This is a genomic window from Streptomyces sp. NPDC047982 (genome assembly GCF_043204165.1).
GTDB lineage: Bacteria > Actinomycetota > Actinomycetes > Streptomycetales > Streptomycetaceae > Streptomyces.
Genome location: NZ_JBIDBS010000013.1, coordinates 167,564 through 182,472 on the forward strand (window position 1 = coordinate 167,564; position 14,909 = coordinate 182,472).

The 14,909-nt window shown below is 70.0% G+C and carries 10 protein-coding genes and 3 pseudogenes; 5 read left to right on the top strand and 8 right to left on the bottom strand.

The window, feature by feature from the left end; all coding sequences use genetic code 11:
* Positions 1–3: 3 nt before the first annotated feature.
* The 5 genes and pseudogenes from ACGF2V_RS18095 to ACGF2V_RS18115 form a co-directional block, all read right to left on the bottom strand.
* The gene (locus tag ACGF2V_RS18095) at positions 4–3,294 is read right to left on the bottom strand and encodes a beta-ketoacyl synthase N-terminal-like domain-containing protein (RefSeq protein WP_362707035.1); all 3,291 of its coding nucleotides are present in this window, start codon (positions 3,292–3,294) and stop codon (positions 4–6) included.
* Positions 3,291–4,562, bottom strand: a complete 1,272-nt coding sequence (locus ACGF2V_RS18100; protein WP_362707038.1) for an MFS transporter — start codon at positions 4,560–4,562, stop codon at positions 3,291–3,293. The genes ACGF2V_RS18095 and ACGF2V_RS18100 overlap by 4 nt, the downstream gene beginning before the upstream one ends.
* A 204-nt stretch (positions 4,563–4,766) precedes the next feature.
* Complete coding sequence (locus tag ACGF2V_RS18105; RefSeq protein WP_362707041.1) at positions 4,767–4,937, bottom strand: hypothetical protein; 171 nt, start codon at positions 4,935–4,937, stop codon at positions 4,767–4,769.
* A gap of 1,576 nt (positions 4,938–6,513) precedes the next feature.
* Positions 6,514–8,052 (bottom strand): alpha/beta fold hydrolase, encoded by a 1,539-nt coding sequence (locus ACGF2V_RS18110; RefSeq protein WP_362707046.1) that lies wholly within the window; start codon positions 8,050–8,052, stop codon positions 6,514–6,516.
* Between the two features lie 262 nt (positions 8,053–8,314).
* Positions 8,315–9,040: pseudogene (locus tag ACGF2V_RS18115) on the bottom strand (IS3 family transposase); the annotation flags it as partial.
* 120 nt (positions 9,041–9,160) lie between these two features.
* On the opposite strand from ACGF2V_RS18115, the pseudogene ACGF2V_RS18120 reads away from it, so the two are divergent.
* A pseudogene (locus tag ACGF2V_RS18120) lies at positions 9,161–9,392 on the top strand (IS110 family transposase); the annotation flags it as partial.
* Between the two features lie 11 nt (positions 9,393–9,403).
* Here the strand turns inward: ACGF2V_RS18120 and ACGF2V_RS18125 are convergent.
* Both ACGF2V_RS18125 and ACGF2V_RS18130 read right to left on the bottom strand, forming a co-directional pair.
* Entirely contained in the window at positions 9,404–10,429 is a 1,026-nt protein-coding gene (locus tag ACGF2V_RS18125) for a sulfite exporter TauE/SafE family protein (protein WP_362625663.1), read from the bottom strand.
* A gap of 303 nt (positions 10,430–10,732) precedes the next feature.
* Positions 10,733–11,116 (bottom strand): integrase core domain-containing protein, encoded by a 384-nt coding sequence (locus ACGF2V_RS18130; protein ID WP_362707051.1) that lies wholly within the window; start codon positions 11,114–11,116, stop codon positions 10,733–10,735.
* A 24-nt stretch (positions 11,117–11,140) separates the two neighbouring features.
* On the opposite strand from ACGF2V_RS18130, the gene ACGF2V_RS18135 reads away from it, so the two are divergent.
* Complete coding sequence (locus tag ACGF2V_RS18135; RefSeq protein ID WP_362707053.1) at positions 11,141–11,275, top strand: hypothetical protein; 135 nt, start codon at positions 11,141–11,143, stop codon at positions 11,273–11,275.
* A gap of 56 nt (positions 11,276–11,331) precedes the next feature.
* Here the strand turns inward: ACGF2V_RS18135 and ACGF2V_RS18140 are convergent, their stop codons facing one another.
* Complete coding sequence (locus tag ACGF2V_RS18140) at positions 11,332–12,093, bottom strand: DUF899 domain-containing protein (RefSeq protein WP_362625667.1); 762 nt, start codon at positions 12,091–12,093, stop codon at positions 11,332–11,334.
* A 347-nt stretch (positions 12,094–12,440) separates the two neighbouring features.
* Here ACGF2V_RS18140 and ACGF2V_RS18145 point away from each other — a divergent pair, with 347 nt between their 5' ends.
* The 3 genes and pseudogenes from ACGF2V_RS18145 to ACGF2V_RS18155 all read left to right on the top strand — a co-directional run bounded on the left by ACGF2V_RS18145 (position 12,441) and on the right by ACGF2V_RS18155 (position 14,902).
* On the top strand, positions 12,441–12,614 hold the full coding sequence (locus tag ACGF2V_RS18145; RefSeq protein ID WP_389047364.1) for a DUF1702 family protein: 174 nt from the start codon (positions 12,441–12,443) through the stop codon (positions 12,612–12,614).
* 1,020 nt (positions 12,615–13,634) lie between these two features.
* A pseudogene (locus ACGF2V_RS18150) lies at positions 13,635–13,970 on the top strand (carboxymuconolactone decarboxylase family protein); the annotation flags it as partial.
* An 11-nt stretch (positions 13,971–13,981) separates the two neighbouring features.
* A complete protein-coding gene (locus ACGF2V_RS18155) occupies positions 13,982–14,902 on the top strand; it encodes an oxidoreductase (RefSeq protein ID WP_362625669.1) in 921 nt (306 codons plus the stop codon).
* The last annotated feature ends 7 nt before the right edge of the window (positions 14,903–14,909 follow it).

The window sequence follows — 14,909 nt, forward strand, 5'->3', positions numbered from 1 at the left end:
CGGTCACTGCTGGGCCGCCTCGCCGTTGAGCCGGAGCGCCGCCGAAGCGGTCTGGAGCGAGAGCAACTGGGACAGTTGGGACATCATCTGCAGTTGTATCTGGGATATCTGGTGGAGTCTTTGGGCGAGCTCCTCCAGCTCCTGGCGGGTGGCGTACCCGGAAGCGTCGGCAGGGGCAGGGGCAGGCTCGGGAACGGTGAGGGAGGGCTCCGGGGCGGGCCGGGGCCGCGGTGCAGTCGGCTCCGGCGCGGACGAGGCCTGCGGGGCGACGTGCCGCGGTTCCCGGGCCGGCTCGGGCCCGGGAACCGGCGACACCGGCTGCGTTCCCGGCCGTCGGGCGGCGATCAGCTCCGCGAGCCGGCGCGGCGTGCCCGTCTCCTCGAACAGTTCCCGCATCGTCACCTTGACGTGGTGCTCCTGCTCCAGCTCGCGCAGCACGCTGATCATCTGCAAGGAGTCGGCGCCGAGGTCGAAGAAGGGTGTCTCACCGGAGACGGCCGACGGATCATGGCTGAGGTGCCGGGCGGTCGACTCGATGATGCTGCAAAGTACGTGCTCGATCACTGCGTCGTGCTGGGTCATGACGGCTCCTTCTCTCGCTGGTTTCCCGGTCGGCAGGCCCGTGGGGGGAGGCCCTGCCCAGTGGTCCTCGTGCTGGAATCGGTAACCGGGCAGCGGGACCCTTCTGCCCCCGCAGCCGGCCAGGAACAGGCTCCAGTCGACGTCCGCCCCCGCGCAGTGCACCGCGGCTGCCGCCCCCCAGAGCGCGTCGAGCCCGGTGCCGCGCCGCAGCGACGGCACCGACCGCACATCCGGCCGCGCCCGGCGCGCCAGGGCGCTGAGCGTGGTGTGCGGCCCGATCTCCAGCAGCACGTCGGCCCGGTGTCCGCCGATGCCGCGCAGCGCCTCGTCGAAGCGGACCGCCTCACGGGAGTGCCGGACGAAGTAGTCGGCGTCCGGGACCCAGCCGCGGGAGCGGGTCAGGCCGTCCAGCCCGCTCACGAACGGGGTCCGCAGCGGCCGGAAGGTCACCTCGCCCAGGACCGCCCGGAACTCCTCCAGCATGGGTTCCATCAAAGCGGTGTGAAAGGCGCGGTCCACCGGCAGCGGCTCGCCCGGTACGCCGCGCTCGGTCAGCAGCGCGCACAGCCGGTCCACGGCCGCGGTGGGACCGGCCAGCACCTGGGCATGCTCCCCGTTGGTCACGGACAGCTCCAGGCCGGGCACCTCGGCGGCCAGCGCCGAGGCGGCGTCCCGTGCGAGCGCCACCGCGACCATCCCGCCGGGCGCGCAGAGCCGCTGCATCAGCCGGCCGCGGGCGGCGGTGAGACGCAGACCGTCGTCGAGCGACAGGGCGCCGGCCGCGTACAGCGCCGCGTACTCCCCGGCGCTGTGCCCGGTCACCGCGACCGGAGCGATACCGGCGTCGCGCCACAATCGGACGAGGGCGCACTGCAGCACGAACAGGGCGGGCTGCGCGGTGTCGGTGTGCCACGGCCCGCCGCTCCGGGAGCCGCTGCCGAGCAGTTCGGTGTGCAGGGAGCCGCCGGTGAGGACGCGGTATCGGCGCTCGCAGGTGTCGAGCACCTCGCGTACCAAGGAGAAGCGCTCGTACAGGGACGCGGCCATGCCGGGGTACTGGCTGGCCTGCCCGGTGAACTGGAACGCCACCCGGGGGCCGCCCTCCCGCGGCGCCGTGCCCGTCGTCACCGCCGCCGGTTCGGCGCCGACCAGCCAGGCGTCGAGGGCGGCGGCGAGAGCGGCCGGGGCCGCGCCCCGGGCGGCGAGCCGGTGGCGTCCGTGAACGCGGCCGAGGGCGGCGGTGGTGGCCAGATCCGCCAGAGGCGTTCCGGGCCGCTCCCGCAGCCGGTCGCGCAGGGCGCGGGCGTTGGCCGCCATGGCCTCCGCGCTGCTCCCGGAGACCAGGAGCACGTCCGGCGCGGCGGCGCCGCCGGAACGGGGCGCGGGTTCGGGGGCCTGCTCCAGGACGAGATGGACGTTGGTGCCGCCGACGCCGAGGGATGTCAGACCCGCGCGGCGCGGGGTGTCGCTCTCGGGCCAGGGCAGGACGGCCCGGGGAACGTAGAACGGGCTGCCGTCCAGATCGAGGGCGGGGTTGGGCCGGCTGAAGTTCGCCATCGGCGGGATGACCCCGTGCTTGAGGACCAGGAGGGTCTTGACCAGCCCGGTCAGTCCGGACGCCACGTCGAGATGGCCGACGTTGGCCTTGACCGAGCCGAGGGCGCAGTAGCCGGTCCGGTCCGTGTCCTCGCGGAACGCGGCGGCGGCGGCCTCGAACTCGATCGGGTCGCCCTTGAACGTGCCGGTGCCGTGGGTCTCCAGGTAGCCGATGGTCTCCGCACCGACACCCGCACGTTTCAGGGCCCGCCGGATGGCCACGTGCTGGCCCCGCGCGCTGGGCGCGGTGAACGCCTTCTTGTCGGCGCCGTCGTTGCAGACGCCCCAGCCGCGGATGACACCGTGAACGGTGTCGCCGTCGGCGACGGCCCGTGCCAGCCTCTTCAGCACGACGGCCACCACGCCCGTACCGCCCACCGTGCCGTCCGCGTCGGCGTCGAAGGCCCGCAGACGGCCGGACTTGGAGAGGATCGAGCCCCTGACGTGGCGATAGCCCAGCACCTGAGGCACGTGGACGGCGGTCGCACCTGCCAGGGCGATGTCGCAGTCGCCCATGAGCAGTGACTGCGCGGCGAGTTGCACACCGACCAGGGAGCTGGAGCAGGCGGTCTGCACGCTGACGGCCGGGCCGGTGAGACCGAGCCGGTACGCGACGCGGGTGGCCGTGAAATCGGTGTAGTTGCCGATCGTGATCTGCAACCCGGTCAGCCAGTCGCTGACGGCCCGCCGGGGCAGGACGTTGTTCAGGAGGTAGTTCTGCAGGGAGTACAGGTGGAAGCCCGTACTGGCGTAGACGCCGACGCGGCCGCCGTCCCGCTCGTCCGGGTACCCGGCATTCTCCAGGGCGTGCTGGGCACACTCCAGGAACATGCGCTGCTGGGGATCAGTGAGCTGGGCCTCGCGGGCGCTCATCGCGAAGTGCCGGGCATCGAAACCGGCGATGTCGTCCAATACACCGGACACGCCGACGAAGTCCGGCTCCCGGTACTGCTCGGCCGGGACACCGGCGACGGCCAGCTCCTGGTCCGTGAACCGGGTGACGCAGTCGGTGCCGTCGCGGATGACGCGCCAGAACTCTTCGGGGGTGTCGGCGCCCGGCAGCCGGAAGGCCATGCCGATCACGGCGATGCGGGGGTCGGAGGCGTGCCTCGTCATCGACCGTGCCCCTCCTCCGCCGCCGCCGGTCTGTCCCGGCCGACCGGTTCCTCCTCGTTCCGGGTGGCCGCGCCCGCCCGTCCGAGGAGCACCACGAACAGGGTGGCGCACAGGGCGATGGCCAGGCCGTGGAAAGCCGCCACCACCTGCAGGGGCGAGAAGGTCTCCAGCAGCGCCCCGCTGACGAGCATCCCCAGACCGAAGCCGGCGTTCTCGGCCGAGGCGGAGAGTCCGAAGAGGCGGCCGCGCTGTTCGTCGGGAGCGGCCTGCAGCCTCGTCACGTACACGATCTCGGTGAACCCGTCGGCGGCCCCCGCGACAAGGGCGGCGATGACGGTCGGTACGGTGGGCAGCCCGCTGAACACCACGATGAACCCCGCCGACATCACGCAGGCCCCGAGGGCGAATGCCTGTTCGCCCGGCGTCCGGCCCGTCCTCTTGGCCACCCGGCCGAACACCTGCTGGGCCACGATGTTGCCGATCGCCCACGTCGCCCAGAACTGGCTGATGAACGCAGCCGGATGGCCGGGATCCAGGCCGTGGGAGTAGAGCGGCAGGGCGACGTTGTGGGACGAGGAGCCGAGCCCGTCCACCGCACGGATGACGATCATCACCATCAGCAGCGGAGCGGTCCGCAGCAGGACGCGGGCGGTCCATCGGGCGGCGCCGGAGGACCCGGCCGGGCCGCCGTCGGTGGCCGCCTCCGACGAGGCCGCCCTCGTGCGGATGGGTAGCAGGAACATGACAGTCGCGGAGACCATGAAGGTCGCCGCGTCGAGCGCGAACGCCGCGGAGTAGCCGAGCTGCGCGACGACCACGCCCGACGAGGCGAAGCCAAGGATCATGGCGAGCGAGCGGCCGATGACCAGCAGACCGTTGGCGCGGGCCCGGTGCTCGTCGCCGACGATCGCCGGGACACTGCTGCGCAGCGCCACCTGGGTGAGCGTCGAACAGCCGCCGGTGACCACGGCGAGGGCGTACAGCAGCCCGGGACGCGCCCCGTCGGGGGCCAGCAGCAGCGTCAGCAGCGCCGCGGCCTGGCAGAGGTCGGCGCCGACCATCAGCCGCTTGCGGTCGCAGGCCGAGACGAGACGGCCGCTCACAAAGCCCGACCCGACGCTCGTCACCAGGCGTACGGCCATGAAGAGCCCGGCGGCCATCGCGCTGCCCGTGACGTCGTAGACGAAGACGTTCAGCGCCACCATGTTCAGGTAGCTGCCGTACGCCGAGATCCCGTTGCCGACGACGAGCAGGTGGAAATACCTCATGCGACGTTTCCTTCAATCTGCTGAACGGCGTGAACCGCGTGGCGGGCACGGTCGGTTCTCCTCCTGCGGTGCTGCTGCCCGCGGCGGCCCGGGGCGCCGATGCGCGGTCGATGAGCCCGCGGGCTTCCTCACGGCCCGGAGCGGACCGGCTGCACGGGACGCCGGAGCCTGTCTTCGGGCCGGGCCGGGCGGCGCGGCAGTTCGCTACGGCTGCGCCAGGCCGATCACGAAGGGCGCCGTCGGGGCCGGATTGCGGCCCTGGGGGAAGCAGAAAGCGTGGGGCTCGCCGCCGTCACCGGGGCGGAGGCCGCCGATGCTGGAGACGACGTGAAGACCACCGAGGACATCACCGCCATCGGCAGAACGCGCACTCACGTGATCTCCCTACTGTTCGCCGAGCGGCACTGCACCGGATACTTCCCTTTCCGTGTACGAGTGAAAGGGAACCGGCATCCTCCGTACGTGCCGAACTTGATCATCAAAATGCAGGCCTTTCCGCCCCCGGCCCATGGGGCGGGGGTGCGGTTCTCGCCGGAAGGTGGCCGGAAACCAACATTAAAGTTGACGTTTGAGCAAGTTGCGTCGTTATGGGCGACGGGCCCGTCCGGACGCGATCAATGCAATAACGGCGCTTTACGTTTTGCAACCCCATGGCGCGGACGGGCATCCTCGAGCGAGCCTTCAAGCCGCATGCAAGATGGATGAGGGTCGCCCATGCGGCGCCATGACCAGGCGGTTTGATCGACTGGTCGTCCGGTCTACCGAAAAGCTCATGACTGAAAAACGTCCTTCACGCATTACCGTCACGTTACTTCGGCCTGTCATGGAGAATGAGTAAAGAAACCTTTTTGATCCCGCCTTTCCTGTGGTCGCTCGCGCCGCTTCGTGTCCGATCCGTCCTCAAATATCCGCAAGCATTCTGGTTTTCATGGGTGTCTTCCAGCCATTTCTGTTCACGTTGCGGGAAAGCCGCTTCTTTCCCTCCGGCCGGGCGTGCCTGGCGAAAACCCGGTGCCTCACGTATCGGCCCTGTTCTCGTACAGCCACGGTCAGGTGGCTTGCGGCGCTGAGCAACTACTGGGGGCTGCGGTCTCGCTGCTGGAGGGCGGCGAGTCGGCGTAGGCCGCCACGACTGCCCCGGACGCCTTCCCCGCCGTGCCCGGGCCTGTCCCGCCGGGCGACCGGGTCGCGGCCCGCGAAGACGACGCTTACGACGTGGCGCACTGTCGGCAGGGCTGACGGCCGGGTTCCGGCCGTCGCTGACAGATCGCACGGAAAGCCGCGGTTCGCATGGCGGATTCAGCGTCCGACGCCTGACGGCCCGCCACGCTTGGCGAGGGCGGACCAGCGGTGGACGCTCGCGCGCGTGAAGACGTTGATCGTCGGTTCGCGGGGCGGGTCGCGACGACGAGTGCCCAGTCGAGCAGGTGGACGAGTTCCTCCCGGCCGGCGCCGGCGAGGTCGGCGCGGGAGGTGTCCGAGGGCCAGCTGGAGAAGTGCTGGCCCAGGCGCTGGAGGGTTTCCTCGGGGAGGTCGGTGACGGCCTCGGCGCCGGGCGGGAGGCAAGGGTCGCTTCCGTGGACCGTGCCTTCGGGGTACGTGCGGCAGCTGCCTGCCCAGCCGCCGGCGGCGTACACGCTGGCGTGGGCGGGGTCGGCGAGGACGCGGGTGGCGACGTCGAGAGCGTGTTCGGCGGCCTGGACCAGGAGAGGGTCCGTAGTGAGACCGGCGATGTGGCAGAGGGCGCGGGCAGCCGGGTGATCGGCGGTGCCGGACGGGGCGCGGGCGGGTTCGATCTCGGTGAGGAGGTCAAGGACAGCTGCGGTTGCCGTCCAGGAGACGGCCGCGGCCGGTGTCGTGCTCGGCCCTGGGGCGATTCCGGCAGACGGGTGCGGATGTGGGGCAGGGGACGTCCCTGGCCCACCCCTGCCCCGCACCCCCGCGCTCCGGGTCAGCCCTTCGGATCGGTGAGGTAGGCGTCGATGACCCGCATCGCCTCCTGCGTCCCACCTCTGCGGTACAGCCAGTGGCCCACGACGTCCATCGTGAACAGGGTCGCCTTCGGGAAGGAGCGTGCCATGCGGCGCGCCCCGGGCAGAGGGGTCGCCAGATCATGGGTGGCATTGACCACGAGGACGGGCGGGAGGGGGCCCTCCGCCTGGGTGGGGCGGGGCTTGGGCAGCATGGTCCAGCCCTGGCAGCCCAGAATGATGTCCAGCGCCTGGGAGCTGTAACGGACGTGCGGGGCGGCCTTGGCAGCCCGCTTGAGGATGGCCCGGTACTCGGCGTAGTCGCGGATCCGGAAGTCGTAGTCGCGACACAGCACGAGCCGCGAGGCGATGACGGTGACCTTGGGGATCCACTGGACCTCGCCCTTGCCGGTGTACAGGGCGGCCAGTTGCTTCACCGTTTCCTCCCGGCCCCCCTTGCCGACGGCGAAGGTCAGGAAGTCGGCAAGCCTGTCGGCGTCGACCTTGGTGCGCGTCGGTCCGTTCGGGCCCGGCTCGCGGAGCGTGCCCGCGTCGGCGCGGGCGAACAGCTCGTCGGTGACGGCGATCAGGTCCTTGCCGTTGAGTGCGCAGGACGGATCCTTCTCGCACCAGGCCGCGAGCCGGTTCAGGGTGTCGTCGACGGTGACGCCGGCGTCGGTGAGGTAGCGCTCGGCGTCCGGCCGGTCCGGGTCCATCGCACTGTCGAGGGCCAGCGCGCGGAGCCTGCCGGGGAACAGACGTGCGTAGCGCTCGCCGAGGGAGGTGCCGTAGGAGTGGCCGATGAAACTGATCCGGCTTTCGCCGAGGGCGGCGCGGATCGCGTCCATGTCGCGGGCCACGCTCTCCGTGTCCATGTGGGCGGCAAGCGGCCCCGTCCGCTGCAGGCAGCTGTCCGCCAGCCGGCCGTTCAGGGTGCGCAGCCGCTCGAACTCGGCCGCGTCGCGGGGGCGGGCCGGGATCGATTCGGTGATCGTCTCGTCGCAGACGGCACTCCGGCTGCGGCCGATGCCACGTGGGTCAAAACCGATCATGTCGAAGCGCCGGAGCATGTCCGGGGAATAGCCGCTGACGGGGTCGTCCGCGTACAGCGCGTCATCGGCCCCAGGCGTCCCGGGGCCGCCCGGGTTCGACATCAGGACGCCGATCCGCCGCGCGGGGTCGGTGGCCCGGTAGCGGGCGACGAAGATGCCGATCTTCGGGCCCTGCGGCTTCGACCAGTCCAGCGGCACCTTCACCGTCGCGCACTGCGCCCGCGGGCTGGGGTCGGGGTCGGGCGGTTCGGCCGCGGGACAGGCGCCCCAACTGATCGGCGGGACAGAGGTGGTGGCACCGGACGGCTCCTGGGCGACCGCCGTGCCGGGGACGGTCAGAGCGGTGGCGGCGAAGGAGGAGGCGGACAGGGCGAGGAGAAGGAATGCGGAGAGCGCTCGCCGTCTCGGTGAAGAGGGTGGTATCGAGGCCGGGTTCGGAATCGGGTTCACCTGCAGGTTCGTGTTCACGCACGTGACTGTTCCGGTCCCGTGTGACGGTGCCTCCATGAGCACATGGTGGGAACGTAACAAGGGGTTCCGGCCGCCTACGTGCCCACACACCGCATACCCGATCCCCCCGGGCGGGCGAGTTCGGCGAGCAGCGCGGCGTGCGTGGGGACCGGCGGCGGCAGGAGGCCCGGCCGCGGTCTTCCGGGCGACCGGGTCGCGGTAGCCTGGGCGACGACACTTTGAGCTGCCCCGAGTTTCGTAGAGTCCGATCTTGATTGGTTCAGGCGGACTGCGGGGTTTGTTCCTGGCTGCGCCAGAAGGCTTCCTCGTACTCGGCCGGCGGGACGTAGTCGAGCGCGGAGTGAAGGCGTTCTTCGTTGTACCAGGTGATCCACTGGAAGATCGCCCGCTCGACCTGGTCGACGCCCTTCCAGGGACCCTGCATCTCGATCAGCTCGGTCTTGAAGGTCCCGTTCAGCGCCTCGGCCATCGCGTTGTCATACGAGTCCGCGACGGAGCCGACGGAGGCGGAGGCGCCGATGTCGGCGAGCCGGTCGGTATGCCGAATTGATACGTATTGCGACCCGCGATCGCTGTGGTGTATCAGTCCGGAGTCCTTCTTGATCCGGCGCCGCCAGAGCGCCATCTCCAGGGCGCCCAGAGGGAGTTCGGTCCGCATGTGGTTCGCGACCTGCCAGCCGACGATCATCCGCGAGTACACGTCCAGGACGAACGCCACATACGCCCATCCCGACCAGGTGCGGACATACGTCATGTCCGCGACCCACAGCTGACCGGGCCGGGAGGCGGTGAAGTCGCGGTCGACCAGGTCCGGCGGACGCGGCGCCGACGGTTCCGGAATCGTGGTCCGACGCCGCCGGCCACGGATGACGCCCTCCAGGCCCAGCTCGGCCATCAGCCTCTCGACGGTGCAGCGGGCCACCCCGTGGCCCTTGCGCCGAAGCGCGCGGGTGATCCGGCGGGCGCCATAGGCGCCGCCCGACTCCGCGTGGACCCAGGCGGGAGGTTTGTCCACATACTGGACGTATGCGGACGTTCCGGCAACGCGGCGAGGTGCCGTAGCTGTCGTCGCGCGCCAGGGACTACGGGACACCCCTTACCTACCCCTCGCATGGCCGCCCGGCTCATCGACGACGTCTTCGACACTCTCGGCGGGCAGACCGTCGTCGTTCCGGGCACCGGCACCCCTCGACATCGTGGCCTCGTCCCTGGCCCGCTCACTCACAGCCGTCCACGAACAACGTCGCGCCCTGGGAACCCGGATCGGCGAATTGCTGGAGGCTCACCCTCTTTCCCAGTTCCTGACGTTGTTGTTCGGCGTCGGCGTCAGGGCCGCCACACGAGAGGCTCACACCCCCGAGGGAGTCCGCTCCTGCTCGGCCTCCGGCGACGGGGCGGCGTAGCGCTCGGTCCGGACGAGGGTCACGCACACAGCGGTGGACACCACCAGCAGGGCGATGCTGGCTGCGATCATGAATGGGGTGAACGGGACGAGCAGCACGGTGCTGACCAGTTCGGCAGCGATCAGAACGAAGAGAACGGCCCTGATGGTGAGCGGCGAGAGCCGGGTGCAGATCCACGCCCCGAGGGGAGCGCCCACGGCTACCACCGGAGCCGCCGCCGTCCAGTACTCCACGACCGGTCCGGTGAAGTCGCGGAGTACGAGGAGATGGGTGAGAAAGGCGGCGATGGACACCACCGTCATCATGATCACGGTCGTCGGGGTGGCGACTGTCTCGGAGACCCGGAAGAGCAGCACCAACAGGAGGAACATCACGCAGTTCTCACCCACCCCTGCCACGCCACTGAGCAACCCACCCGAGAAGCCCGCTGCCAGGACCAAGCCCTTCTCGCGAGGGTTCCAGGCCAGAATCTTCGCATTGCGCCGGTAGCCGCGCTGCTTCAGCTGTACCGCCAGGGCGAGGGCCAGCGCCACCAGCAGCATGGTGAACAGCGCCCGTACGACCGGGAGCGGCACATTCGGGGCGATCAACGTAGCGCTCAGCACGACTCCCACCACCCCGGAGGCCGAGCCGTAGAGGATGATCTTCCTTTCGACCGGAGTCCGGCACAGCAGAATCGACAGTGAAGCGGCAGACATGCCGATCGACTGGATGGCAAAGGTGAAGATCCTGGCCTGATCCGGCGGAACGAGCAGGACTTTGGTCATCACCGGAAAGGCGATCGCGCCCCCGCCCTCACTGGTCCCGCCGCCCACCAGGGAGCCGAAGACCATCGTCACCGCCACTCGCCAGTTCTCGGCGAGGACGTCGAAGTACTCCGCACCCCACACCAGTGCCCAGACCAGCCAGACCACCCCGGCCAGAGCCGCGTTGACCCCCAGCACCCGACGCACCCTCAAGCGGCCAGTCACAACGATCTCCCCCTCGCTCGTCAGATGTCGCCGCATCGTAGAGCAGGAAGAACCCCCGCCACCCGTGGCGTCCCGCGAGTCAGCACCCTCGAAGAAGCCCAGGGGTCTGTCGATCGAACGGTGCAACGAGGGTGGTTGGGATTACTGACGGGCTGCTGAGAGGCGGCCTCGAAGATGTCGAAGGCGCCGTCACGGATCTTGGTTCTGTCGGCGATCTTGTGATCCGGACGGCTGAGACTCACCGTGTGAGCAGAACCCGTTTGCGAAGGAGATCGAGGCCGGCCCGGCCGAACATCTGGTGTTTCAACACCTTGGGGTTGGCGATGAGCCTTCCACCCGGTTGTGCGTCCACTGGCCTTCGACCGGGCACGGGCCTTGACCCCGGATCTTGAACACGTCGATGCGGCTCGGGTCAGGGTAGTTGATGTTGAGTGGAAGGTGTTCTCGTAAGCGATCGGGGATCGCTGGGCCGAGCCGGGAATGCCGACGTTGGGTGTTGTAGCGGGACAGCCGGCGGAAGGCGTCGAGGTGGGCCTCACGCTCGCTCGACCGGCCCTTTCGCGCCTTCAACGTCTCCCTTTTGAAGGGTGCGTTGAACGATTCCGCGGTGGCGTTGTCCGCGCTGCTGCCCACTGCGCTCATGTTCTGGCGGACGCCGGCCCGGCGGCAGGCGCGGCTGGTGCGCATCGAACACAACGGGAAGCGCACGTCTTGGCCCGCGAGGGCCTGGAGCACCCCGGCGGGGTCACCGTCGCGCCGAACGACGACATCTACCTGACCAACCGGACGACGTCGCTCGGCGAGGCGAACGGGCAGCTCCTCCGGCTGCGTCCGGGCCGATCGTGAACCAGGGGCCGTCGGGGGCATGTGGGGGGCTCCGACGGCCCCAGACGCGGCCGGTGTCAGGTGCCGCAGTGGCCGCAGCCGTCGTCCGCGCTACGGCCGTCGCGGTCCTGGTAGTCGTCGTGGTGACGGACCCAGTTCATGATCCCGGCCTCCTCCTGGCGCCCGAGGGGAGTCAGGTCCAGATAATTGAAGGCGCCGACGAGGAGATCGGTGCCACGCGAGTACGTCGAATAGGTGTGAAAAACGCGGGTGCCCTCGCGGAGGAATACACTCAGGCCGTGCTGCTCGCCGCTCAGGGCCCAGGAGCCGATTCCGGCCTCCCGTAGTTCGTCCTTCGTGCGGAAGTTGAAGAAGACGGGTGCCACGGACTCATCCATGGTGACGTGGAAGTCGTAGTTGAATGACGTGCCGTGGGAGGAGAACCATGGAAAGGTCCACCCCATGCGGTCACGGAATTTCGTGATGTTCGCGAGCGGCGCGCGTGACACCACGACGAAAGACGTCCGGGCCGCGTGCAAATGCGCCAAGTGACCGACGTTGTCGGCAAGGAGCGAGCATCCGGTGCAGCCGGCATCCCAGTCGGGTGCCAGCATGAAGTGATAGACGATGAGTTGACAGCGGCCGTCGAACAGATCAACGAGGGTTGCCGTGCCGTTCGGGCCGTCGAAGGCGTACGTCTCGGTGATCTCGACCATCGGCAGGGCCCGGCGTTGTGCGCTGAGCGCGTCCCGTTCCCGGTCGAGCTGTTTCTCCCGCGCCAGCAACTCCTTCCGGGCCGCTAACCACTCTTCCCTCGACACAATCGCCGGACTGTTCATTCCGGACCTCACCTTCGTCGTACCTTCCCAGCAGTCGGAACCCTATCGGAATAGGGGGAGGCCGCAGCGGACGGCGCGCGACGCATCTGCGCCCGGACCCGGCGCCGACGTGTACGGAACCAGAATGAGGGAGCACATTTCGATGAGGCAGCGGCCCAGAAGCACCCGGTACATTCGGCATGGCTTTGCAGTACGAACTCGGATCACTCGACGAGGGGATACCGCGAGGTGACGGCTGGATTACGTGCGCTTCGGTGCCGAATACTGCCCCCGCGCTCTCCGGCACCAGTTTTGAAAGTGCGTGGATTCCCAGGGAGTTCCGGGGATTCGCTCATGAGGGCGCTGCCATGGCCTGCTCCGTTCTGGACGCGTTGCCCCTTGCTGCCGGGCAACGCCTGAGCGGGCTGCCGGCCGGACGCGGCGGCGCGCACCCGTACATGGCCTACGTAGGGATCGGCTGGGCCATGGCGCGGCTCCCCGGGTATTGCGTCCGGACACGGCGAGCGCGGACCCGCTCCTGAGGTGGCTCGTTGGGACATGCGGTGACTCGCTGCACCGACGAGCGCCTGATGCGCGAGCTCGGCGTCCAGGGCGCGGTACGAGGCCGGCGCGTCATCACCACGATTGGGCGGGCAGGTCGAGCGGGCTTACGACCTGGTCGACCGCGACTTCGTCGCCGTCGCTGCGAACCGGTGCCGGGTGGCGGACTCCACTATGTGAAGACCTGGTCCGTGACCGTCCACGTCGCGTTCGCCGTGGACACCTTCCCCCGCCGGTCGTCGGCTGGTCGGTGGCCGCCGTGAAGGAGGCCGTCTTCGTCCTGGACGCCCCGGAGATGGCGCCGTGGCAGCGCGACCGAGACCAACGTCCTGTTAGGCAAGGAGAGTTGAGCCCGTACCTGCAGAACCTCATCGCCATCAAGACCGGCGGACCTGTCGGTGTCACCCTCCTCAACCCTGAAGATCACGCCCGGCTGTACGAGCAGGTCACGGATCTCACCTCGGCCGGCCGAGCCCCGTGCCGGATCAGACCACCGCATCAACCCTGCGCAGCCGTCAACGACAGCCGGCTATGCCTGTCCGTGTTGCGCCCGAGAACACCTTCATCCCGGACGAACTGGGAGCAGAGCGAGCCTTCTACCGCCCCGCCGGCCGCGACAGTCTGACCGCCGCAGTTCAGCATCCCATCGGCCTCGCGCGCGGGAGGGCTTCTTCCGGCGTGCTCCTTTCGGGGGCCGGTTCGCGGACGCCCGCGGCCTGCCGAACGGCTCGGGGGCATACCCGTGGTGTGCGCGGCGCCGGCCGTCACGTCCCTCGCCGAACAGGCTCTGCTGCTCAGGGGCTTGATCGCAGAAGGCCCGATCGTCCTGTCCTCGCGGCCGGTCGGAGGTCTGGCCGCGACACCGGAGAGTTCGCGAGGCCCGGCGGGCAGTTGCCACCGACGGCCCGGTTCATTAGCTTCCTGGCATCACGAGGCCCCGTCGTTCCGCGGCCACGCCGCCCTCGTCGGCCGTCTGTCCCCCTTCTCCCGGAGGAAGAGCCATGCCCCATATCGCACTGGACAACGACCTCCCCGGAATCAGCGGCCTGATGGCGCACCGTCCCGACACCTGGGGACCGCTGGGCGACCTCGCGAACGCTCTGCTGAGGGCGCCGTCCTCGCTGGCCCCGGGAGAGCGTGAGCTGATCGCGGCGCACGTCTCGCGGCTCAACGGCACCGAGTTCTGCGCCTCCTCGCACGGGGCGTTCGCCGCCGCGCAGCCAGCGGGAGACCAGGAGCCGGTCGGGGCCGTCCTGGCCGCCCCCGGCACCGCACCGGTCAGCGGCCGGCTGAGTGCGCTGCTGAGCGTGGCGGCCGAGGTCCAGAGCGCCGCCCGAAGAGACGACGCATGAGCACCCGGCGCAGTTGGAGCACGACAGACGTTCCGGACCGGACCGGCACCACCGCAGTGGTCACCGGCGCGAGTTCCGGCATCGGACTGCACACGGCGGAGGAACTCGCCCGACGGGGCGCCCACGTGGTGCTGGCCGTACGCGATCCGGACCGTGGGGCCGCCGCGGCAGACCGCGTCCGGGCCCGCGTGCCCGCAGCCGCCCTGACGGTCCAGGAGCTGGATCTCGCCGATCTCACCTCCGTGCGGGCCGGGGCGAGGGAGCTGCGCGCGCGGTTCGCCCGGATCGATCTGCTGGTCAACAACGCGGGCGTGATGTGGACCGACCGGGCCCGCACCCCGGACGGGCACGAACTCCAGTTCGCCACGAACCATCTCGGTCACTTCGCCCTCACCGGCCTGCTCCTGGACACCTTGCGGGCCGCGCGCGGCGCACGCGTGGTGACGATCAGCAGCTACCTCCACAGGCTGGGGCGCATCGACTTCCGCGACCTCGACGGCGAACGCCGCTACAGCCGCTACCGGGCCTACAACCAGTCCAAGCTGGCCAACCTCCTGTTCGCGCTCGAACTCCACCACAGGCTGACGGAGTCGGGCTCGGACGTGGCCTCTCTCGCCGCCCACCCCGGGCTGGCCGCGACCGGCCTGGGCCGTGACTTCCCGGCCCCCGTGCGCAGGTTCGGCTCCGTGTTCGCGCCGCTGTTCCTCCAGCCCGCCGCCATGGGGATGCTGCCCGCTCTGCGTGCCGCCACCGACCCCGGGGCGCGGGGCGGCGAGTTCTACGGGCCGCTCGGCGTGACCGAGACACGGGGCGCACCCGGGCTCGTCCGTCCCGGCAGGGCGGCCCGCGACCTGGAGGTCCGGCGCCGCCTGTGGGAGGAGTCCGAGCGGCTCACCGGCGTCCGCCCCTTCTTCTGATCCCGCG

Coding starts and splice junctions, on each gene's coding strand:
- ACGF2V_RS18095 (WP_362707035.1), bottom strand. CDS start 3,294: ATGACGAGGCACGCCTCCGACCCCCGCATCGCCGTGATCGGCATGGCC.
- ACGF2V_RS18100 (WP_362707038.1), bottom strand. CDS start 4,562: ATGAGGTATTTCCACCTGCTCGTCGTCGGCAACGGGATCTCGGCGTAC.
- ACGF2V_RS18130 (WP_362707051.1), bottom strand. CDS start 11,116: ATGCGCACCAGCCGCGCCTGCCGCCGGGCCGGCGTCCGCCAGAACATG.
- ACGF2V_RS18140 (WP_362625667.1), bottom strand. CDS start 12,093: ATGAACAGTCCGGCGATTGTGTCGAGGGAAGAGTGGTTAGCGGCCCGG.
- ACGF2V_RS18145 (WP_389047364.1), top strand. CDS start 12,441: ATGGCCTGCTCCGTTCTGGACGCGTTGCCCCTTGCTGCCGGGCAACGC.
- ACGF2V_RS18155 (WP_362625669.1), top strand. CDS start 13,982: ATGAGCACCCGGCGCAGTTGGAGCACGACAGACGTTCCGGACCGGACC.